Source organism: Hydrogenophaga sp., from assembly GCF_026125785.1.
GTDB lineage: Bacteria > Pseudomonadota > Gammaproteobacteria > Burkholderiales > Burkholderiaceae_C > Hydrogenophaga.
In genome coordinates this window covers 317,862-340,111 of the sequence record NZ_JAHCKL010000001.1, presented here as the reverse complement: position 1 = coordinate 340,111, position 22,250 = coordinate 317,862, and the positions used below count along the sequence as shown (strand labels likewise).

The window sequence follows — 22,250 nt, the reverse complement described above, 5'->3', positions numbered from 1 at the left end:
AATGTGCCTCCCACCGCCAGCTTCGTTCACACGGTCGATGAGTTGGCGGTGACTTTTGACGCGGGGCTGTCCTCTGACGTGGATGGCAGCATCGTCAGCTACCGCTGGGACTTCGGTAACGGCCGTACGGGGACGGGCGTGCGCGCCGGCTTCACCTACGCGACGGCGGGCAGCTATGCCGTGACGCTCACGGTCACGGACGACAAGGGGGCTTCTTCTCAGCGCACGGCCAACATTTCGCTCAGTTCGATGCGCACGGGTTTTGAAAGTGGCTCGCTCGGCAAGACGAACGTCGTGTGCACCACGCAGCCCCCCAACGTCGTGGCCACCACCTTGCTGTCCGACGAGGGCATACCCAGGACGCCGTTCAATGGAGAGACGGTGTTGAAGGTGCAATGGTCCCAGGCGACCTACGATGGCAACCGGGATACCCGGGGCGCTGAGCTTTGCCCGGGCCTGCTGAGGGCCTGGAAGGAAGCCTGGATCGGTTTCATGTTCTACCTGCCCTCGAACTACCCCAGAGACAAGAACGCCGCCCTGTTCCAGATTTTTGGGGTGGGCGCTCCGGGCGGATGCTCAAGCTGGGCGGCTCTGCTCTACATCGTGGACAACCGCATGGCCGTGGACCACCGTGTGGCTTGTGTTGTACCAACGACGGGCACGGTGGTTGCCGACATGCCTCGTGACACCTGGATTCCGATCGTGGTCCACATGGTCACGTCGCGCCAGCGCGCCGGACAGGTTCAGGTCTGGGTCGGCAACGACGCCACGCAGGACACCCCCAGCTACAGCGCCACCGACATCAACTTCGGTTTCGGCAACTGGGACGGCGACACGCTGCTCTCGTCCATCGCATTCAAGTTCGGCCAGTACAACTACGACTATGAAAACTACACGCCGGGTGAGGTCCGCACCACCTACTACGACAACCTGCACATCATTCCCATGGCGCACAGCGACGGCTGGCGCGCGGTCCATCCGGCCAGGGACAGCTTCGCCTATTCGGGCGCGGCGCTGGGTGCGAGCACGCAACGCACGGTGGTGGACTATGCCTTCGACAACACCGTCAACACCAACTACTGGATGGGCTATGGCCCCAGCGGCTGGCTGCAGTACCGTTTCCCCGACCGCAAGCCCACCCGCATCACGCGGTATGCGCTGGTGAGCGGTACCTCGTCCGCCGCCCGGGACCCGAGGAACTGGGTCTTGCTGGGATCGCAGGACGGCCAGATGTGGGAAACGCTGGACTTTCGCAGCAACCAGACCTTTGCCAGCCGCTCGCTGGAGCGCAGCTTCGATGTGGCCAACCCGGGGGCCTACGTGTACTACCGCCTGCGCATCGACGCCAACAACGGCGACGCCGGCTTCACCCACCTGGGCGACCTGAAGCTGACGCCCTGACGGCGGAGGCTCAGCGGGCGCGCAGCGCGGCCTTGAGGGCGGTGCCGATCTCGGGGCGCTCCAGGAACGGGTCGGCCGGATTCGTCTGGTTCACGATGCCTTCCATGCGCGCGCGCACGTTGCCCAAGGCCCGTGGGTGGCTGAAGATGTAGAAGCGGTCCGCGCGGACGGCATCGAACACGGCCTGCGCCACCTCGGCCGCCGTGACCTTGCCCGAGCCCACCGCCTTGTCGGTCATGGCCTGGCCGATCAACTGGCTTTGCGTGGGTTTTTCGTCGGCCAGGTCGGCTGGGCGGTTGCGGTGGCTCTGGTGGATGCCGGTGGGCACGAAGTACGGGCACAGCACGCTGGCGCTGACCTGGTCGCTCACCAGCCGCAGGTCCTGGTACAGCGTTTCCGTGAGGCTGACCACCGCGTGCTTGCTCACGTTGTAGACCCCCATGTTCGGTGGTGTGAGCAGGCCGGCCATGCTGGCGGTGTTGACGATGTGGCCACGCCAGGATGGGTCCACGCGCGCGGCGGCGAGCATCATGGGTGTGAACAGCCGCACGCCATGGATCACGCCCCAGACGTTGACGCCGAGCACCCACTCCCAGTCGCGCACGGAGTTTTCCCAGATCAGTCCGCCCGAGCCCACGCCGGCGTTGTTGAACACGAAATGCGGCGCGCCAAAGGTCTGTTGCACGTCGGCGGCGAGGCCTTCCATCTCCGCCTGGCTGGACACGTCGACGCGGCGAGCCAGCACCCGCGCGCCAGCCGCCTGCATCTCGGCGCTGGCGCGGTCCAGCGCGTCCTGCTGCACATCGACCAGCACGAGGTTCATGCCCAGGCGCGCGCCGATGCGTGCGCATTCCAGCCCGAAGCCCGAACCGGCGCCAGTGAGCACGGCGGTCTTGCCGTGGAAGTCTTCGATCATCGGTGTCTCCTTGTGGTGGAAGGGGTTTCAGGCGGCCCGGACCATCTCGACGTGGTCGATGCCGTCCTCAAGATACAACGCGCCTTCGGGCTGGAAGCCGTGTTGGCGGTAGAAGTCCTGCAGGCGCGCCTGCGCGCCGATGCGGATGGGGCGCAGGCCCCACAGGCCCTGCAGGGCCTTCACCGCCTCGCGCATGAGCACGTGGCCTACGCCGCTGCCCCGTGCCTGGGAGGCGCTGATGACGCGGCCGATGCTGGCCTCGCGGAACTTCAGTCCGGCGGGCACCAGGCGGGCATAGGCCATCAGGGCGCCGTCGGGAGATTCGCCGAGCAGGTGAAAGCAGTCGGGATCGGCGTCGTCCATGTCCTGGAACAGACAGGCCTGCTCCACCACGAACACCTCGGCGCGCAGCCGCAGCAGCCGGTACAGCGTGCGCGCGTGCAGGGCATCGAAAGGCAGGCAACGCCATTGCAGGGCCGAGGCATCCAGGCTCAAGCGCGCACCTCCCGCAGCATGTAGCCGATGCGCGGAAAGTGCACATGCACCCGGCCGGCGCGGTCGTCGGTGCGCTCCAGCGTGTAGCGCGTGCGCGTGGCCGCGCGCAGGATGCCTTCGGTGGGCTCCTGGCCAAAGGATTCCGCCGCCACCGTGACGCGACTGCCCAGCGCGATGCCGTGCTCGTCCTGGAAGGCCTCATCGGCCAGGGGCGCGGGCTCGGCGCCCGCCGCGATGGCCACGGCTTCGGCGGCTCCCAGCTTGGCGGGCTGCCCGTGCCCGATGGCGGCGATGCGGTCCATCCAGGCCAGCACCCGGGGCGTGGCATCGAGGATGCCAGCCACCGCAGGATTGACCACACGGCTGAACCACAGCGGGTGGTAGGCCGAAAAGTCGGCGATGCAAGGCGCATCACCCAGCAGGAAAGGCTGTTCCTCGACCATCGTGGAGAGGCGGCGCAGGTAGCTGCGGTAGGCTGCAGTGGCGTCTCCCGGGCGCGGCGTGACCATGCTGCCGCGCATGGCCGCGCGGTCGGCGGCAAAGGCCTGGCCGGTGCCGGGCGGCTGGTTGGCAAACAGTGCGGCCGCGCCCTTGGGGCTGAGCGTGTAGCCCATGGAGGCCCAGAACAGGGTGCTGTCGGCCCATTGCGCGAGCACGCGCGCCAGGCCCTTCTGATGCGCCGGGTACAGCGTGGGCGTGGGCTGGAGGTGCTCCAGCACGTCGGCGATCAGCGCGGTATCGCAATAGATGTCGGCGCCCATCTGCAGCAGCGGCGTTCGCCGGTAGCCACCGGTCAGCGCGAGCACGTCCGGCTTGGGCATCACAGCGGGAATGTGCACGCTGCGCCAGGCCAGGCCCTTGAAGCCGAGCAGCAGGCGTGCCTTCTCGGCAAAGGGCGACATGGGGTAGTGATGGAGGATCATGTTCGTTGGGCGTTGGGCGTTGGGCGTTGGGCGTTGGGCGTTGGGCGTTGGGCGTTGGGCGTCGGGCGTCGGGAAACCTTCTCTGCTCGCTCAACGCCCAACGCCCAACGCAGAACCCCCCACACCCCACGGCATGGCCCGCGCGATGAGGGTGTCGAAGGCCACGCCAGCTCCCAGAGAGCCGAAGCTGTGGCCCCACTGGCCGTCCAGGCGCGAATCGCAGAAGGCGCCGAACACCTCGGGTGGCGCGCACTGTGCCAGCAGGGACGCCTGCACGGCCAGGGCCACGTCCTGCGCGAGGCGGCGGGCTTCCATCTCGGTGGCCATCTCCTCCACGCGCAGCGGCAGGCGGTCGGCCAGGTGGTCCAGCGCGCGGTGCATGCCGCGTGCGGGCGCGAGCTCTGCGGCCAGCGCCTGAGCAGCGTCGGCCTGTTTCATCGCCGGGCCGCCCCGCAGGGCGCGCAACAGATCCAGCGCCATGATGTTGCCCGCGCCTTCCCAGATGGAGTTGAGCGGCATCTCCCGGTAGATGCGCGCCATGACGCCCTCGCCGCCTTCTTCCACATAGCCGTTGCCGCCCAGGCACTCCATGGCTTCCTGGGCGAAATGGCTGCCGCGTTTGCAGATCCAGAACTTGGCCACCGGCGTGAGCAGCCGGCCCATCGCCTGCTCGTGGGGGTCTGACGGGTGGTCGAAGCTGCGCGCCAGTCGCAGCGCCAGCGCGGTGGCGGCCTCGGATTCGAGCGCCAGGTCGGCCAGCACGTTCTTCATCAGCGGCTGGTCGATGAGGCGTTTGCCAAAGGCCTTGCGCTGCACGGTGTGGTTGAGCGCGATCGACAACGCCTGGCGCATCAGCCCGCTGGTGCCCAACGCGCAGTCCAGCCGGGTCATCGTGCCCATGGCGAGAATCTGCGGCACGCCCCGCCCTTCTTCGCCCACCAGCCAGGCCGTGGCGTCGGAGAACTCCACCTCGGAGCTGGCGTTGGCCTTGTTGCCCAGCTTGTCCTTGAGCCGCTGGATCTGGATGGCGTTGACGCTGCCATCCGGCAGTACCCGCGGCAGGAACAGGCAGGACAGGCCGCTGGGCGTCTGCGCCAGGATCAGGAAGGCATCGCACATCGGCGCCGAGAAGAACCACTTGTGGCCGGTGACGCTGAACCGCTGTCCCCAGGCGTCGCTACCCACGGCTTCGGCCCGCGTGGTGTTGGCCCGTACGTCGGAGCCGCCCTGCTTTTCCGTCATGCCCATGCCCATGGTCAGGCCCGGCTTGTCGCGCCAGAGCCTGAGCGCGGGGTCGTAAGCGCGGCTGGACAGCCCCGGTCCCCAGTCCCGGTAGATGGCGGGGTTGTCCTTGAGCGCCGGCGTCACCGCGTAGGTCATGGAGATCGGGCACAGGACAGAGGGCTCCAGCTCGGTGAACAGCATGAACCCGGCCGCGCGCAGCAGGTGCGCGTGGCCCGTGGCCTGTTGCTCGGGCGAGAACGCGGTGCCGTGCAGCCCGGCGCCGACGGCCGCTCCCATGAGGGCGTGGTAGCTGGGGTGGAACTCGACCTGGTCGGTGCGGTGGCCGAAGCGGCTGTGCGTGCGCAACTGTGGCGTATGCACATTGGCCAGCCGCGCGTGCGTCTGCATTTCGGCACTGCCCACGGTGGCGCCCAGGGCGTGCAAGGGCGCTGTGTCCAGCGAAGGCGCATTGAACGCCAGCGCGGCGCGCATCGCCTGGTTGCCCTCGAACAGGTTGATGTCCACCAGCGGCTCAGGCTGGTTGAAGACCTCGTGCGTCGGGGCCATGGCCACCTCCTTCGGTCAGATCAGTTTCACCAGTTGCTTGCCGAAGTTCCTGCCCTTGAGCAGGCCCATGAAGGCCTCGGGCGCGGAAGCGATGCCCTGGGCGACGGTCTCGCGCGGGCGCAGCTTGCCCTGGGCCACCAGCGTGCCCAGTTCCTTGAGCGCGTCGGGCCAGACCTCCATGTGTTCGCTGACGATGAAGCCCTCCAGCCGGATGCGGTTGATCAGCAGCAGCGCGGGATTGCTCATGGGCAGAGGCTGGCCATCGTAGCCGGCGATCATGCCGCACAGGGCAATGCGGCCAAAGGCGTTCATGCGCAGCAGCACCGCGTCCAGCACCATGCCGCCGACGTTCTCGAAGTAGCCGTCGATGCCCTTGGGACAGACGTCCTTGAGCGCCTTCGCCAGCGAGTACATGTCCTTGTGCTGCCGGTAGTCGATGCAGGCGTCGAAACCCAGTTCCTCCACCGCGTACTTGCATTTCTCCGCCCCACCGGCGATGCCGACCGCGCGGCAGCCGCGCGCCTTGGCCAGGGCGCCCAGGGCACTGCCCACGGCACCGGTGGCGGCACTCACCACCACGGTCTCGCCCGGCTTGGGATCGATGATCTTCACCAGGCCGTACCAGGCCGTGACCCCGGGCATGCCGACGGCCCCCAGGTAGTACGACAGCGGGATGTGGGTGGTGTCCACTTTGCGCAGCGCGCCTGGCTGGGCGGCATCGACCACGGCGTATTCCTGCCAGCCTCCCATGCCCACCACCTGGTCGCCCGGCTGGAATTTGGCGCTGCGGGACTCCACCACTTCGCCCACGGTGCCCCCGATCATGACCTCGCCCAGGGCCTGGGAGGCGGCGTAGCTCTTGCTGTCGTTCATGCGGCCCCGCATGTACGGATCCAGGCTGAGGTAGTGGTGCCGCACCAGCACCTGGCCATCCGCCAACGGCGGCGTCTCGGTGCTGACCAGCTTGAAGTTGGCCACGGTGGCCTCGCCCTGGGGGCGGTTGTCGAGCAGGATCTGTCGGTTGGTGGGCATGTTCGTCTCCTAGTCGGTGGAAATGCGGTTGAGCGGCTGGGCGCTGCCGGGGCTGGTCGCCAGGCGTGGCATGAGCTTGAAGGTGCCGGTGGCCTGGGCGCACAGGCGGCCCTGGGCGTCGTGGATGGTGCCTTCCGTGAACACCAGGGTGGCGGTGCGGTGCAGCGTGCGGCCATGCGCACGCAGCGGCCCCTTGGCCGCGCGCATGAAGCTGGTCTTCATCTCGATGGTGACGGCGCCCAGCTCGGGCTGGGCCGAGCGCGCGGCGTGGGCCATGACCACGTCCAGCAGGGTCATGCTGGCGCCGCCGTGCACCACGTCGAAAGAGTTCAGGTGGTCGGGGCCGGGGTCGAAGCTGAGCTCGGCTTCACCGCCTTCGAACTTGTGGAGCTTGAAGCCGAGGTGCTCGACGAAAGGGATGCGTACGGAAAATTCCATGGGTCTGACAAGAGTTCCGTTCGTCCTGAGCCTGTCGAAGGACTTTTGTGAAGGGTGGGCAGGGGCTTCGACAGGCTCAGCCCGAACGGTGTTGGTTCAGTCCGAACGGTGTTGATTCGGCTCGAACAGTGTTGATTCGCCTCGAACAGTGGTCGGTTCCGTCCGAACGGTGTTTGCTCAGTCCGAACGGTGTGGGTTCAGCCGCCGGTGACGATGGAGACGCCGCCGTCCACCGCCAGCCACTGGCCGGTGATGTGCTTGCCGGCGTCCGAGGCATACAGCAGCGTGATGCCCTTGAGGTCCTCTTCATCGCCCAGCCGCCGCAGCGGCGCGTGCGCGGCCAGTTTCTCCTCGCCCATGGCCTTGAGCGTGCCCACGGTCATCTTGCTGGGGAAGAAGCCAGGGCAGATGGCGTTGACCGTGATGCCGTACTTGCCCCACTCGGCGGCCAGCGCGCGGGTGAAATTGATCACCGCCCCCTTGGAGGTGTTGTACGCGATGGTGTTCATGCCTGGCGGGTTGCCGCCCAGGCCGGCGATGGACGCCGTGTTGAGGATGCGCCCGCGCTTGCGGGCGATCATGCTGCGGCGCGCCACTTCCTGGCTGAGGATGAAATAGCTGCGCACGTTGAGGTTCATCACCTTGTCCCAGGCGTCCAGGGGATGTTCCTCCGCCGGCGCGCCCCAGGCTGCCCCCGCGTTGTTGACCAGGATGTCGATGTCGCCCATGCGCTGCAGGGTCTCGTCCACCAGCCGGCGGCAATCCTGTTCGTCCTGGCCGTCGGCCGCGACCCAGCGCGCGTCGATGCCAGCGGCCTGCAGCTCGGCCGTCGCCTGCTCCAGATCGGCCGCTTTGCGCGAGCTGATCATCACCCGCGCTCCCGCCTCGCCGAGGGCGTGCGCCATCTGCAGGCCCAGGCCGCGCGAGCCGCCGGTGACAAGGGCCGTGCGGCCCTTGAGGTCGAAAAGTTGCTGGACGGTACGGGTGCTCATGCACGTGTCTCCTGGTGGTCGATCTATGGGGATTCAGAATGCCTCTTCGGGCAGGGATGCGCAAGTCATGTCGCGCCGGCTCACCACCTGCAGCCAGGCGCCGGTCCTGGGCAACTCGTAGTGGAAGAAGAAGCGCATGGCGGCCAGGCGACCGGTGCGCGCGGCGCTCTCGGGGAGGGCCAGCGCGGCGAGCGCCACGTCCAGCCATGTCCAGGCCAGCACCGTGTGGCCAAAGGCCTGCAGGTAGGGCACGGCATTGGCCAGCGCCTCGCCAGGCTCCGCCGTGGCCCAGGCCGCCTTGGTCGCAGCGCCTATCTGGGCCAGAGCCTGACCCAGCGCGTTGGCGTGCGGCGCCAGATCGGGCTGGTGGATGGCGCGCTCGATGGTGCCGTTGATGCGCTGGGCGAGCAACTGCAGGCCGCGCCCGTTCTCCATCAGCACCTTGCGCCCCAGCAGGTCTATGGCCTGGATGCCGTGTGTGCCCTCGTGGATCATGTTCAGGCGGTTGTCGCGCCAGTACTGTTCCACCGGGAAGTCGCGCGTGTAGCCGTAGCCGCCGTGCACCTGGATGGCCAGGCTGTTGGCCTCCAGGCACCATTCGCTGGGCCAGCTCTTGGCGATGGGCGTGAGCACCTCCAGCAGCAGGCGCGCTTCGTCGGCGGCCGCTTCGTTGCCGGTGTGCTGCTCATCGACCAGGCGCGCGCAGTACAGCTCCAGCGCCAGCGCGCCCTCGCAATAGCTTTTCTGGGCCAGCAGCATGCGCTTGACGTCGGCGTGTTCGATGATGTGGCTCTGTGGCTGGCCCGGGTCCTTGCCGCCGGGGCCCACCGGACGGCCCTGCGGCCGGTTCTTTGCATAGTCGAGGCTGGCGTGGTAGCCCGCCATGCCCAGCATGGTGGCGGCCATGCCCACGCCGATGCGGGCCTCGTTCATCATGTGGAACATGCAGCGCAGGCCCTCGCCGGGCTGGCCGACGAGGTAGCCGATGGCGCCCGCGCTGCCGCGCACGGGGAACTTGCCCTCGCCGAAGTTGAGCAGCGTGTTGGTGGTGCCGCGCCAGCCGCATTTGTGGTTCAAGCCGGCCAGCGCCACGTCGTTGCGTTCGCCGGTGAGCCTTGCGTCGGCATCCACCAGCTTCTTGGGCACCACGAACAGCGAGATGCCCTTCACACCCGCCGGCAGCTTGCCGTCGGGGCCGGGAATCTTGGCCAGCACCAGGTGGACGATGTTCTCGGTGATCTCGTGCTCGCCGGCCGAGATCCACATCTTGTTCCCCTTGAGGCGAAAGCGCGGACCCAGCGGGTCGTCCATGAAGTCACCGCCATCGGGCACGGCGCGCGTGGCCACATCGCTCAGGCTCGACCCCGCCTGGGGTTCGGACAGGCACATGGTGCCCGACCAGCGTCCCGCGAACTCGTTGAGCGCGAACACGCGCCTTTGCGTCTCGGTGCCGTGCGCCATCAGCAGGTTGGCGTTGCCCACGGTGAGCATGCCCGCCCCGATGCTGACGGAGGCCATGGCAAAGAAGGCATTGGCCGCCGCCTCCACCGTGTACGGCAGTTGCATGCCGCCAATGTCGTGGTTCTGCGCAGCGCTGAGCATGCCGCTCTCGGCGTAGGCGGCCCATGCATCGTGCGTGGCCTGCGGCAGGGTCACGCGCTCACCGTCGAAGTGCGGCTCCTGCGTGTCCACGAGGCGGTTGAAGGGCGCGTACTTTTCGCGCGCGATGCGCTCGCAGGTGTCGAGCACGGCATCGAAGGTCTCGCGGCTGTGGTCGGCGAAGCGCTCGCGCTGCTGCAGCGACTGGACACCAAGCCAGTCGTACAGCAGGAAGTCGACGGTGGGGCGCAGGCTCATGGATTCTCCATCACGCAGACAGACAGCAAGGCGGCACCCGGTGTGCGGTCCGAGCCCAGGAAGCCATGGATCCGGCTCTGCCGGGGCACAGGCATGGCCCCTCCGGGAGTTTGTTGTGCGACCGCGCGACGCGCGGCATCACAACACTTCAAACACCCCGGCCGCGCCCATGCCGCCGCCAATGCACATGGTCACGCACACGCGCTTGGCGCCCCGGCGCTTGCCCTCGATGAGTGCGTGCCCGGTAAGGCGCTGGCCCGAGACACCGTAAGGGTGGCCGACGGCGATGGCACCGCCGTTGACATTGAGCCGATCGGCCGGGATGCCCAGCTTGTCGCGGCAGTAGATCACCTGCACGGCGAAGGCCTCGTTGAGTTCCCAGAGGTCGATGTCCGAGACTTTCAGGCCGAGCTTCTTGAGCACCTTGGGCACGGCGTAGACCGGGCCGATGCCCATTTCGTCGGGCTCGCAGCCAGCGACGGCAAAACCGAGGAAGCGGCCCATGGGCTTGAGGTTGTGGGACGCCGCGTACTGCTCGCTCACGACCACGCAGGCGCCCGCACCATCGCTGAACTGGCTGGCGTTGCCGGCGGAAATCACGCCACCGGGCAGCGCGGGCTTGATGCCGCTGATGCCCTCCTTGGTGGTGCCCTCGCGCAGGCCTTCGTCGGCGCTGACGGTCACTTTCCTGGTGATCAGGCCCAGGGTCTTGTCGGCTACGCCGGCCGTCACGGTGATGGGCGCGATCTCGTCGTTGAACTTGCCCGCCGCCTGCGCCGCGCAGGCCTTCTGCTGGCTGGCGGCGCCGTATTCGTCCATGGCGTCCCGCCCGATGCCGTAGCGCTTGGCCACCTGTTCGGCGGTCTGCAGCATGCTCCAGTAGATCTCGGGCTTCTTCTTGTCGAGGTCCAGGTCGCGCAGCATGTGCAGGTTCATCTCCTGCTGCACGCAGGAAATGCTCTCCACGCCGCCGGCCACGTACACATCGCCCTCGCCAGCGATCACGCGTTGCGCGGCCAGCGCAATGGTCTGCAGCCCGGAGGAGCAGAAGCGGTTGACGGTCATGCCGGAGACGCTGACGGGACAGTCGGCCATGAGGGCGATCTGGCGCGCGATGTTGGCGCCGGTGGCACCCTCAGGGTTGGCGCAGCCCATGATCACGTCCTCGACGGCGGCGGCCTCGACACCGGCGCGCCCCAGCGCGGCGCGCACGGCGTGGCCGCCGAGCGTGGCGCCATGGGTCATGTTGAAGGCGCCCTTCCAGCTCTTGGCCAGGGGCGTGCGGGCGGTGGAAACGATAACGGCGTTGCTCATGTGATTTCTCCTGGTTCGGTGCGCTGCATCAGCCGTTGAAGTTCTTGCCCTCGGCCACGAGCCGCTGGATCAGCGGCGCGGGTTCCCAGAACTTCGCGTCGTCGAGCGGGTTGCGCTGGAAGCGCTTCATGGCCTGGGCCACGTTGAACAGGCCGACCTCGTCGGCGTACTTCAGCGGGCCTCCGCGGTGCACCGGGAAGCCGTAGCCGAAGATGTAGACCACGTCGATGTCGCTGGCCTTGTTGGCAATGCCCTCTTCCAGGATGTGGGCGGCCTCGTTCACCAGCGAGAACACCAGGCGCTGCACGATTTCCTCGTCGGATATCTTGCGCGGCGTGATGCCCAGGCTCTTGCGGTGGTCGGCGATCATCTGCTCCACCTCGGCATTCGGGATGGCGTCGCGCTTGCCGGGCACGTAGTCGTACCAGCCCTTGCCGACCTTCTGGCCAAAACGGCCCTTCTCGCACAGCAGATCGGCGGTCTTGCTGTACTTCATGTCCGGGTGCTCCACGGCGCGGCGCTTGCGGATTGCCCAGCCGATGTCGTTGCCGGCCAGGTCGCCCATGCGGAACGGTCCCATGGCGAAGCCGAACTTCTCGATCGCACGGTCCACCTGCGCGGGCGTGCAGCCTTCGTCCAGCAGGAAGCCACCCTGGCGGCCGTACTGCTCGACCATGCGGTTGCCGATGAAGCCATCGCACACGCCGGAGACCACCGCGGTTTTCTTGATCTTCTTGGCCACGGCCATCACGGTGGCCATCACGTCCTTGGCGGTCTTCTCGCCACGCACCACCTCCAGCAGCTTCATCACGTTGGCCGGGCTGAAGAAATGCAGGCCGACCACGTCCTGTGGACGCTGCGTGAAGGCGGCGATCTTGTTCAAGTCCAGCGTGGAGGTGTTGGACGCCAGGATCGCGCCGGGCTTCATCACCTCGTCGAGCTTCCTGAACACCGCCTCCTTCACACCCAGGTCCTCGAACACCGCCTCGATCACGAGGTCGGCGTTGCGGATGTCGTCGTAGCTCAGCGTGGTCTTGAGCAGGCCCATGCGCTGGTCCAGCTTGTCCTGCTTGAGCTTGCCTTTCTTGACCTGGGCCTCGTAGTTGCCCCGCATCACGCCCACGCCGCGGTCCAGTGCCTCCTGCTTCATTTCAAGCATGACCACCGGAATGCCGGCATTGAGGAAGTTCATGGCAATGCCGCCGCCCATGGTGCCGGCGCCGATGACCGCCACGCTGGCGATCTCGCGCCGGGGCGTGTCCTCCGGAACGTCCGGGATCTTGCTCGCTGCGCGCTCGGCGGTGAACAGGTGGCGCAAGGCGCGGCACTCCGGCGTCCACATCAGGTTGATGAAGATCTCGCGCTCGAACAGCATGCCGTCGTTGAATTTCTTCTGCGTGGCCGCCTCCACCGCGTCCACGCACTTGGCCGGCGCGGGGAAGTTCTTGGCCATGCCCCTGACCATGTTGCGCGCGAACTGGAAGTAGGCATCGCCGTCCTTGTGCTTGCAAGGCAGGTTGCGCACCAGCGGCAATGCGCTGCCGTCGGCGTGTTTCGCCGCCACTTCCTTCGCCAGCGCAAGGGCCTCCTCGGCCAGTTTCTCCGGGCTGCTGGCGAGCTTGTCGAACAGCTTCTGGCCCGGCAGCATGGCCAGCATCTCGCTCTTGACCGGTTCGCCGCTCACGATCATGTTGAGGGCGGCCTCCACACCCAGCACGCGCGGCAGGCGCTGCGTCCCGCCGGCACCGGGGATCAGGCCCAGCTTGACCTCGGGCAGCGCCACGTTGCAGCCGGGCGCGGCGATGCGGTAGTGGCAGCCCAGCGCCAGTTCCAGCCCGCCGCCCATGGCCACGCTGTGCAGGGCAGCCACCACCGGCTTGCTGCAGTTCTCCACCGCCAGGATCACGCTCAGCAGATTGGGCTCCGCCAGGGCCTTGGGCGTGCCGAATTCCCGGATGTCGGCGCCACCGGAAAAGGCCTTGCCGCCGCCGGTGAGCACGACGGCCTTGACCGCCGGGTCCGCCTGCGCCTTCTCCAGGCCGGCCGTGATGCCCTGGCGCGTCGCCAGGCCCAGGCCATTGACCGGCGGGTTGTTCATGGTGATGACGGCCACATCGCCGTGGACCTGGTACTCAGCGGTCATGGAATCTCCTTCGTTGTGTCGGACGTTCTGAAAAAGAACGAGCGTTCGATTTTAAGGACTTGCTGCGGTGCCACAAGGGCCTCCTGTCGCGGCGGAGTCAAGGAGGCTTGCCAGCCCACAGGCATCGCCAGGGGCTCAGACCTCCAGCCACTCCTTGCGAGTGTAGGGATCGGCGCGCAGGCTGTCGGGCGTGCCCTGGAACACGATGCTGCCATGTCCCATGACCAGCGCGCGGTCGGAGATGCTCATGGCGATGGTCAGCTTCTGCTCGATCAGCAGCACGGCCACGCCGCGCGACTTGAGCTTCTGCAGGTACTGCCCCACCAGTTCCACGATCTTGGGCGCCAGGCCCTCGGTGGGCTCGTCGATGATGATCAGGTCGGGGTCGCCCATCAGGGTGCGGCACAACGTCAGCATCTGCTGCTCGCCGCCGGAGAGCACGCCCGCTTCGGTGTGCTGGCGCTCCTGGAGCCGGGGAAACATGGCGTACATGTCGTCGAAGGACCAGCGCGAGCCCTTGCCCTTGCCTTTCTGGCCCAGCATGAGGTTCTGGTGCACCGTGAGGCGGGGAAAGATGTCACGGTTCTCGGGCACGTGGCCTATGCCCAGGTGCGCGATCTCGAAAGGCTTGAGGCCGAGGATGTTGCGGCCCTTCCAGTCCACGCGGCCGCTGCCTTCGACCAGGCCCATGATCGCCTTGGCCGTGGTGGAGCGGCCCGAGCCGTTGCGCCCGAGCAGGGCCACGATCTCGCCGGGTTGCACCTGGAAGCTCACGCCGTGCAGGACGTGGCTCTTGCCGTAGTAGGCGTGCAGGTTTTCGATGTCCAGCATGGTGGTCAGTGCTCCGCGGTCTGCTGTGCCTCCAGGGAGCCCAGGTAGGCTTCCTGCACGCGGGCGTTGGCGCGCACCGCGTCCGGCGTGTCGAAGGCAATGACCTCGCCATACACCACGACGGCGATCCGGTCCGCCAGGCCGAAGACCACGCCCATGTCGTGCTCCACCGTCAGCAGCGTCTTGCCCACCGTCACTTCCCGGATCAGGTCGATGAAGCGGCTGGTCTCGCTCTTGCTCATGCCGGCCGTGGGTTCGTCCAGCAGCACCACGTGGGCGCCGCCGGCGATGGTGATGCCGATCTCCAGCGCGCGCTGCTCCGCATAGGTGAGGTTCATGGCCAGCACGTCGCGCTTGCGGTCCAGGTGGATCATGCGCATGAGCTCTTCGGCGCGGTCGTTGGCGTCGTCGAGGTCGGCCAGGAAGCGGAACAGCGTGTACTTGTAGCCCAGGCTCCAGAGCACGCCGCAGCGCAGGTTCTCGAACACGCTGAGCTTGGGAAAGATGTTGGTGATCTGGAAGCTGCGCGAGAGGCCCATGCGGTTGATCTCATAGGGCTTCTTGCCGTTAATGCGCCGGCCGTCGAGCAGCACGTCGCCACTGGTGGGTTCGAAGCGGCCGGAGATCAGGTTGAACAGCGTGGACTTGCCCGCCCCGTTGGGTCCGATGATGGCCACGCGCTCGCCAGGCCGCACCACCATGTTGGCGCCCCGGATGATCTCGGTCTTGCCAAAGCTCTTGCGCAGGTCGCGCAGCTCCAGCGCCGGTGTCTGTTGCTGGGTCATAGCGTCTCCCGCCGCTTGATTTCCTGTTCGATCTCCACCTGGATGTCGTGCCATTCGCGCAGGAACTGGCGCCGCGCAAGTTCGAACAGGCCCAGGCCGGTGAGCATCACGAACACGGCGCCAAACCAGCTCTGCGGGCTGCGCGCATTCAGCGTGGCGCCGAGGAAGCTCAACTCGTCGCCCAGCGCCGCGTTGAGCTGCAGGTGGTAGACCATTTCGATCATCGCGCCCGCCCCCACCAGCACCACCAGCGCCAGCAGGCCCAGCGCGAGGTAGCTGGTCCAGATGCGGCGCAGCATGCCGAAGGCGGCCACACGCACGTTCATCATCACCAGGCTGGCCACGCCGCCGGGTGCGTACATCACCATGAAGAGGAAGATCAGGCCCAGGTAGAGCAGCCAGGCCTTGGTGAACTCCGACAGCAGCACGAAGGCCAGCACCATGAGAATGCCGCCGATGATGGGGCCGAAAAAGAAGGTCGCGCCGCCCAGGAAGGTGAACAACAGGTACGCGCCCGAGCGGGCGCCGCCCACCACCTCGGCGGTGACGATCTCGAAGTTCAGCGCCGCCAGGCCGCCGGAGATGCCGGCGAAGAAGGCCGCGATCACGAACGCGATGTAGCGCACCACCTGGGTGTTGTAGCCCACGAACTCGACGCGTTCGGGGTTGTCCCGCACCGCGTTGAGCATGCGGCCCAGCGGCGTGCGGGTGAAGGCGAACATGAGCGCCGTGCAGACGAAGGTGTAGAGGGCGATCAGGTAATAGAGCTGGATCTGCGGACCGAAGCTGATGCCCAGCGGCCGCGCGCCAGTGACGCGGTTGCCGGCGATGCCGCCCTCGCCACCGAAGAACTCGGGGAACATCAGCGACATGGCGTACACCAGCTCGCCGATCCCCAGCGTGATCATGGCAAAGGGCGTGGCCGCCTTCTTGGTGGTCACCCAGCCGAACACGAGCGCGAACGCCATGCCCGCGAAGCCACCCACGATGGGAATGAGGCTGACCGGGACCGGCCACTGGCCGGCGCTCACGATGTTGAGCGTGTGGATGGCCAGGAAGGCACCCAGGCCGGAGTACACCGCATGGCCGAAGCTGAGCATGCCGCCCTGCCCCAGCAGCATGTTGTAGGACAGGCAGACGATGATGGCGATGCCCATCTGGCTGAGCATGGTCTGGCTCAGGCTGCTGGTGAACACCAGCGGCGCGACCGCGAGGAGCAGGGCGAACAGGCCCCAGACGATCCAGCGGCCCACGTTGAAGGGCTTGAACTGGTAGAACTGTTGCGCGGCCATGTTCAACCCTCCCGCGTACCGAGGAGGCCGCGAGGCCGGAAGATGAGAATCAGCACCAGCAACACGTAGGGCAGGATGGGGGCGATCTGGCTGATCTTGAGCTTCCACAGTGCCCAGCCGAAGGTCTCAGGCGTGAGCGTGAGGCCGATCACCCGGGCCAGATCGACCAGCGCCTTGTCGATGCCGACGGCGAAGGTCTGGATGATGCCGATCAGCAGTGAAGCCACGAAAGCGCCCGAGAGCGAGCCCATGCCGCCGACCACGACCACCACGAAGATCACCGAGCCCACGGTCGCCGCCATACCCGGTTCGGTCACGAAGGCGTTGCCGCCGATCACCCCAGCCAGGCCCGCCAGCGCCGCTCCGCCGCCAAAGACCAGCATGAACACGCGCGGCACGTTGTGCCCCAGCGTCTCCACGGTCTCCGGGTGGGTCAGCGCGGCCTGGATCACCAGCCCGATGCGCGTGCGCGTGAGCAGCAGCCAGATGGCGATGAGCATGAGCACCGCGACCAGCATCATGAAGGCCCGGTACGTCGGGAACTGGGTGTCGAACACCGTGAACAGCGGGCCCGAAAGCTCGGCCGGCACCCGGTAATCCACCGAACTCGTGCCCCAGACGAGTTGCACCATCTCCAGGATGATGAAGCTCAGGCCAAAGGTGATCAGCAGCTCGGGCACGTGGCCGAACTTGTGCACGCGGCGCAGGCAGTACTTCTCGAACAGTGCCCCCAGCACGCCCACCAGCAACGGAGCCACCACCAGCGCCGGCCAGAAACCGACGAAGCTCGTCGTGCTGTAGGCGAAATAGGCACCCAGCATGTAGAAGCTGGCGTGCGCGAAGTTGAGCACGCCCATCATGCTGAAGATCAGGGTCAGGCCCGAACTCAGCATGAACAGCAGCAGCCCGTAGCTCAGCCCGTTGAGCAGGAAGATGGTGAAGAATTCCATGAGGTGCGCAGCCAGTGGAAACAGAAAAACGCGTTCACCCGGATCGTATCGAGGGTTCCAGGGGCTTCGACAGGCTCAGCCCGAACGGTGGAGTGGCGACACCCTTGCGACAGGGGCCGCATGAATCAGACCCCACCACCCCAAGCCACCCAGCGAGCGCAGCGACGCGCCCCCAAGGACGGCAAGGATCAGACCCCACCACCCCAAACCACCCAGCGAGCGCAGCGACGCGCCCCCGAGGACGGCAAGGATCAGACTCCACCACCCCAAGCCACCCAGCGAGCGCAGCGACGCGCCCCCAGGGGCGGCAAGGGTCCGGCTTCGCCGGCCCGAGTCGCCGTCCCCCCTCCCAGCGCCGCAGGCGCGTCAGAGAGGGGGGAAGCCGCGCAGCGGCGCAGGGGGGAGTCCCTTTCAAGACGGCCGCTTCATCTGGCAGCTCGTGGGCGTGCTGGCCACATAGGGGTCCATCTGCTTGATGGGCACGAAGGTGTAGCCCGTGTTCTCCACGCTGTAGCGGTTCTTGGCGTCCACCTTCTGCCACTTGGTGACGAACATGGACTGCTGGAGTTGGTGGTCGGTCTTGCGCATGGTCACCTCGCCCGCGAAGCTTTTCACCGAGAGGCCTTCCAGTGCCTTGGCCACCTGCACCGGGTTGGTGCTCTTGGCCTTGGCCATGGCCGCGCCGAGCAGGTTGATGCCGTTGTAGGTGGCGAAGGTGTAGTAGTCGTCGTTGAACTTTTTCTTGAAGGCCGCGGCCATCTGGCCGATCTCGCCGGTGTGGTTGGCGTGGCCGTAGGCGATCACGTAGACCTCGCCTTCGCCGCCGGCCGCCAGCGCGGTGGGCGTGCCGGTGACCTGGGAGTAGTAGGTGTACATGGGCAGCTTGAGGCCGGCGTCGTTCAAGGCCTTGACGAACAGCGTGAGGTCGGCGCCCCAGTTGCCGGTGACGATGGTGTCGGCGCCGGACTGCTTGATCTTGGCGACATAAGGCGCGAAGTCCTTGACCTGCCCGATCGGGTGCAGGTCTTCGCCGACGATCTTCACGTCAGGCCGCTTGCGCGCGATGCCTTCCTTGAAGTACTTGGCCACCTGCTGGCCGTGCGAGTAGTTCTGGTTGAGCAGGTAGATGTTCTTGACCTTGGGCTGGTCCTTCATGAAGGTGGTCAGCGCCTCCATCTTCATGGTGGTGTCGGCATCCAGGCGGAAATGCCAGTAGTCGCATTTCTCGTTGGTCATGGCCGGGTCCACGGCCGCGTAGTTCAGGTAGATGACTTCCTTGCCCGGGTTGCGTTCGTTGTGCTTGGCCACGGCATCCAGGATGGCCAGCCCGGCGCCAGAGCCGTTGCCCTGCGTCACGTAGCGAAAACCCTGGTCGATGGCGGCTTTGAGCGTGTTCAGGCTTTCCTGTGGCGAGCCCTTGTTGTCGAAGCCAACCACCTGAAAGGTCACGCCGGCTGGGTTCTTGGCTCCGGAGAGCTGCTCGGCGGCAAACTGCCAGCTCTTGAGCTGGTTCTGCCCCACGTTGGCGAACGGACCCGAGAGGGGATCCATGAACGCGATCTTGACGGTTTCGCCCTTCTGGGCGTGAGCCGCCACTGCGCAAGCCAGCAGCGAGGCAACGGTAAGGCTCTTGACGGCGAAGTGCATGTCTGTCTCCAAGGTGTGGTTGGGGGAAGCGACGGACAGCTTACAAGTCCCCCCCGGCACCACACTCAGGGATAGCCCCTACGGGCTATCGCCTGGGAGACTGCTCTCAGACTATTGAGGCCTCAAATACCGGGCAACACGTAGTCCTTGAGCTGCTCGCGCAGCACCATCTTCTGCATCTTGCCGGTGGCGCCCAGCGGAATGGCGTCGACGAACACCACGTCGTCGGGCACCTGCCATTTGGCGATCTTGCCTTCGTAGAAGGCCAGGAGTTGCTCGCGCGTGAGGTCCGCGCCGGGCTTCTTCACCACCACCACGATGGGGCGCTCGTCCCATTTGGGGTGTTTCATGCCGATGCAGGCCGCCATCGCCACCCCCGGGTGGGCCATGGCGATGTTCTCGACATCGATGGAGCTGATCCACTCGCCACCGGACTTGATCACGTCCTTGCTGCGGTCGGTGATCTGCATGAAGCCGTCGGCATCGATGGTGGCCACATCGCCGGTGGGGAACCAGCCATGCCCGGCGGCGTCGCGGCGCAGCGGGTCGCCGCCTTCGCCCTTGAAGTAACTGGCCACGATCCATGGCCCACGCACCAGCAGGTCGCCGTAGGCCTTGCCGTCCCAGGGCAGTTCCTCCCCGGCGTCGTTGACGATCTTCATGTCCACGCCAAAAATGGCGCGCCCCTGCTTGAGACGCACCTTGAGCTGTTCGGCCGCCGGCAGCGCGAGCTGCGCGTTCTTGAGCGTGCACACCGTGCCCAGCGGGGACATCTCGGTCATGCCCCATGCGTGCAGCACCTCCACGCCGTACTGGTCGTTGAAGGCGTTGATCATGGCCGGCGGGCAGGCCGAGCCGCCGATGACGGTGCGGTTGAGCGTGCTGAACTTCAGGCCGCCGGCCTGCAGGTGGCCGAGCAGCATCTGCCAGACCGTGGGCACGCCAGCGGCCATGGTGACCTTCTCCGACTCGATCAGTTCATAGACCGACTTGCCGTCCAACGCCGGCCCCGGGAACACCAGCTTGCAACCCACCGCCGCCGCCGAATACGGCAGGCCCCAGGCATTGACGTGGAACATGGGCACCACCGGCAGCACGCTGTCGCGCGCGGACAGGCCCATGGCGTCGGGCAGCGCGGCCCCAAAAGCGTGCAGCAGCGTGGAGCGGTGCGAATACAGCGCGGCCTTGGGGTTGCCGGTGGTGCCGCTGGTGTAGCACATGCTGGAAGCGCTGTTCTCGTCGAATTCGGGCCAGTGGTAGGTGTCGGCGCGCTCGCCGATCCAGCCCTCGTAGCTGTGCAGGCCGGGTATGCCGCTGTCGGCGGGCAGCGCGGCGGCATCGCACAGGGCGATCCAGTGCTTGACCGTGGGGCAGCGCGCGGCCACGGCCTTGACCAGCGGCAGGAAGCTCATGTCGAAGCAGAGCGCCTGGTCCTCGGCGTGGTTGACGATCCAGACCAGTTGGTCCGGGTGCAGGCGTGGATTGAGCGTGTGCAGCACGCGGCCGGTGCCGCTCACGCCGAAGTACAGCTCCAGGTGGCGGTAGCCGTTCCACGCCAGCGTGGCCACGCGGCCACCCATGGGGATGTCCAGGCTGTCCAGCGCGTTGGCCACCTGGCGGGAGCGGCGAGCCACCTCTTTCCAGGTGCTGCGGTGGATGTCGCCTTCGACGCGGCGGGACACGATCTCCCCGGCGCCGTGGTGCCGCTCGGCGTGCACGATCAGCGAGGAAATCAGGAGGGGTTGGCTCTGCATCTGGCCCAGCATGGGAAATCTCCTTGTGTTTCTGACTTGAAGCGGGCTTTGCGCCCACCCGGTCATCATGCCCCAGTCCCAGGGCCCGATCCAGCCGCGCGGACCCGGATAGCCCGTCGGCCAGTGGGTACAAGTCGTCTCGGTGACAATGACCCCATGAGCCTGTCCACCCTCACCTGGACCCACCGGTTCGCCGGACTCGGCCCGGCCTTCTTCACCGAACTCCAGCCCACCCCCCTGCCCTCGCCCCACTGGGTCGGGCGCAGCCGCGCCATGGCGCGTGAACTGGGCCTGCACGAAGACGGCTTCATGGACAGCGACGAAGCCTTGCAGGCTTTCAGTGGCAACCGCGTGCTGCCCGGCATGCGGCCATTGGCCAGCGTCTACAGCGGACACCAGTTCGGCCACTGGGCCGGCCAGCTCGGTGATGGCCGGGCCATTTTGCTGGGTGAGCTGCCCGGCCCGCACGGGCCGCTGGAGATCCAGCTCAAGGGCGCTGGCCTCACACCCTACTCGCGCATGGGCGACGGCCGCGCCGTTCTGCGCAGTTCCATCCGCGAGTTCCTCTGCAGCGAGGCCATGCACGCGCTGGGTATTCCCAGCAGCCGCGCGCTGTGCGTCACCGGCTCGCCCGCGCCGGTCTACCGCGAACAGGTCGAAACCGCCGCCGTGGTCACGCGCGTGGCGCCCAGCTTCATCCGCTTCGGCCACTTCGAGCACTTCGCCCACAGCGACCAGCATGCGCAGTTGCGCGCCCTGGCGGACTTCGTCATCGACAACTTCTACCCGGTGTGCCGCGACATGGACGGTAACCCCTACGCGGCGCTGCTGGAGGCCGTGAGCGCGCGCACCGCCGAAACCCTGGCGCAATGGCAGGCCGTGGGCTTCTGCCACGGTGTGATGAACACAGACAACATGAGCATCCTGGGCCTGACCATCGACTACGGCCCGTTCCAGTTCCTGGACGCCTTCGACCCCGGCCACATCTGCAACCACTCCGACACCGGCGGGCGCTACGCCTACAACCGCCAGCCCAACATCGCCTACTGGAACCTGTTCGCCCTGGGCCAGGCCCTGCTGCCCCTGATGGACGACCCGCAGCAGGCGCTGGAAGCGCTGGAGCCGTACAAGACCCTGATGCCGGCGGCGCTGCAACGCCGCATGGGCGCCAAGCTCGGCCTGTCCGACGTGCAGGACGGCGATGCCGTGCTGACCGAAGACCTCATGAAACTCATGGCGCGCGACGCGGTGGACTTCACCATCTTCTGGCGCCGCCTGAGCCATGCAGTGGCGGATGTGTCCGTCTCACCAGCCGCCGCCTCTGCTCCCGCCGTTCGGGCTGAGCCTGTCGAAGCCCCTCTGCACGCGGTGCGCGACCTCTTCCTGCAGCGCGAAGCCTTCGATGCCTGGGCGGTGCGCTGGCGCCAGCGCCTGCTCGCTCAGCCCGGCTTCGACGCCGCCGCCACCGGCGCGCGCATGCTGCGCACCAACCCCCAGGTGGTGCTGCGCAACCACCTGGGCGAGCTCGCCATCCGCGCCGCCCGGGAGGGTGACTTCGCGCCGCTCGCCCGCTTGCAGAATGTGCTGGAGCAACCATTTGAAGCACTGCCCGGCCACGAGGACCTGGCCGATTTCCCGCCGGACTGGGCACGGCAGATCGAGATCAGCTGTTCGTCCTGACGGACCGCA

At 67.0% G+C, this 22,250-nt stretch carries 18 protein-coding genes; 2 read left to right on the top strand and 16 right to left on the bottom strand.

The genetic code is table 11. From position 1 onward, the window contains the following. The first annotated feature begins 3 nt into the window (after positions 1-3). A complete protein-coding gene (locus KIT53_RS01550; protein WP_297746514.1) occupies positions 4-1,401 on the top strand; it encodes a PKD domain-containing protein in 1,398 nt (465 codons plus the stop codon). Between the two features lie 10 nt (positions 1,402-1,411). Here the strand turns inward: KIT53_RS01550 and KIT53_RS01545 are convergent, their stop codons facing one another. The 16 genes from KIT53_RS01545 to KIT53_RS01470 all read right to left on the bottom strand — a co-directional run bounded on the left by KIT53_RS01545 (position 1,412) and on the right by KIT53_RS01470 (position 20,573). Continuing rightward, a complete protein-coding gene (locus tag KIT53_RS01545; RefSeq protein WP_297746510.1) occupies positions 1,412-2,317 on the bottom strand; it encodes an SDR family oxidoreductase in 906 nt (301 codons plus the stop codon). Positions 2,318-2,344: 27 nt separating this feature from the next. Continuing rightward, positions 2,345-2,812 carry a GNAT family N-acetyltransferase gene (locus KIT53_RS01540; RefSeq protein WP_366521880.1) on the bottom strand — a complete coding sequence of 156 codons (468 nt, stop codon included), beginning with the start codon at positions 2,810-2,812 and terminating at the stop codon, positions 2,345-2,347. Continuing rightward, complete coding sequence (locus KIT53_RS01535; RefSeq protein WP_297746505.1) at positions 2,809-3,735, bottom strand: glutathione S-transferase family protein; 927 nt, start codon at positions 3,733-3,735, stop codon at positions 2,809-2,811. Before KIT53_RS01535 ends, KIT53_RS01540 begins: the two co-directional genes overlap by 4 nt. A gap of 90 nt (positions 3,736-3,825) precedes the next feature. Then, entirely contained in the window at positions 3,826-5,526 is a 1,701-nt protein-coding gene (locus tag KIT53_RS01530; protein ID WP_297746502.1) for an isovaleryl-CoA dehydrogenase, read from the bottom strand. Positions 5,527-5,541: 15 nt separating this feature from the next. After that, a complete protein-coding gene (locus KIT53_RS01525; RefSeq protein WP_297746499.1) occupies positions 5,542-6,558 on the bottom strand; it encodes an NADP-dependent oxidoreductase in 1,017 nt (338 codons plus the stop codon). 9 nt (positions 6,559-6,567) lie between these two features. Next, on the bottom strand, positions 6,568-6,996 hold the full coding sequence (locus KIT53_RS01520; protein ID WP_297746495.1) for a PaaI family thioesterase: 429 nt from the start codon (positions 6,994-6,996) through the stop codon (positions 6,568-6,570). Positions 6,997-7,193: 197 nt separating this feature from the next. Continuing rightward, a complete protein-coding gene (locus KIT53_RS01515; RefSeq protein ID WP_297746490.1) occupies positions 7,194-7,988 on the bottom strand; it encodes an SDR family oxidoreductase in 795 nt (264 codons plus the stop codon). 33 nt (positions 7,989-8,021) lie between these two features. Further along, on the bottom strand, positions 8,022-9,845 hold the full coding sequence (locus KIT53_RS01510; protein WP_297746487.1) for an acyl-CoA dehydrogenase: 1,824 nt from the start codon (positions 9,843-9,845) through the stop codon (positions 8,022-8,024). Positions 9,846-9,983: 138 nt separating this feature from the next. Further along, positions 9,984-11,159, bottom strand: a complete 1,176-nt coding sequence (locus KIT53_RS01505) for an acetyl-CoA C-acyltransferase (protein ID WP_297746485.1) — start codon at positions 11,157-11,159, stop codon at positions 9,984-9,986. 28 nt (positions 11,160-11,187) lie between these two features. Beyond that, positions 11,188-13,302: a 3-hydroxyacyl-CoA dehydrogenase NAD-binding domain-containing protein gene (locus tag KIT53_RS01500; protein WP_297746482.1), complete on the bottom strand. Its 2,115-nt coding sequence runs from the start codon at positions 13,300-13,302 to the stop codon at positions 11,188-11,190. A 135-nt stretch (positions 13,303-13,437) separates the two neighbouring features. Continuing rightward, complete coding sequence (locus tag KIT53_RS01495) at positions 13,438-14,133, bottom strand: ABC transporter ATP-binding protein (RefSeq protein WP_297746479.1); 696 nt, start codon at positions 14,131-14,133, stop codon at positions 13,438-13,440. Between the two features lie 5 nt (positions 14,134-14,138). Beyond that, the gene (locus KIT53_RS01490; RefSeq protein WP_297746476.1) at positions 14,139-14,918 is read right to left on the bottom strand and encodes an ABC transporter ATP-binding protein; all 780 of its coding nucleotides are present in this window, start codon (positions 14,916-14,918) and stop codon (positions 14,139-14,141) included. Continuing rightward, a complete protein-coding gene (locus KIT53_RS01485) occupies positions 14,915-16,210 on the bottom strand; it encodes a branched-chain amino acid ABC transporter permease (RefSeq protein WP_297746473.1) in 1,296 nt (431 codons plus the stop codon). The genes KIT53_RS01490 and KIT53_RS01485 overlap by 4 nt, the downstream gene beginning before the upstream one ends. 2 nt (positions 16,211-16,212) lie before the next feature. Continuing rightward, entirely contained in the window at positions 16,213-17,160 is a 948-nt protein-coding gene (locus tag KIT53_RS01480) for a branched-chain amino acid ABC transporter permease (RefSeq protein ID WP_297746470.1), read from the bottom strand. Between the two features lie 411 nt (positions 17,161-17,571). Then, positions 17,572-18,807, bottom strand: a complete 1,236-nt coding sequence (locus tag KIT53_RS01475) for a branched-chain amino acid ABC transporter substrate-binding protein (RefSeq protein WP_297746467.1) — start codon at positions 18,805-18,807, stop codon at positions 17,572-17,574. Between the two features lie 122 nt (positions 18,808-18,929). Beyond that, positions 18,930-20,573 carry a 3-(methylthio)propionyl-CoA ligase gene (locus tag KIT53_RS01470; RefSeq protein ID WP_297746464.1) on the bottom strand — a complete coding sequence of 548 codons (1,644 nt, stop codon included), beginning with the start codon at positions 20,571-20,573 and terminating at the stop codon, positions 18,930-18,932. A gap of 144 nt (positions 20,574-20,717) precedes the next feature. Here KIT53_RS01470 and KIT53_RS01465 point away from each other — a divergent pair, with 144 nt between their 5' ends. Further along, entirely contained in the window at positions 20,718-22,241 is a 1,524-nt protein-coding gene (locus KIT53_RS01465) for a protein adenylyltransferase SelO (RefSeq protein ID WP_297746461.1), read from the top strand. Positions 22,242-22,250: the final 9 nt, after the last annotated feature.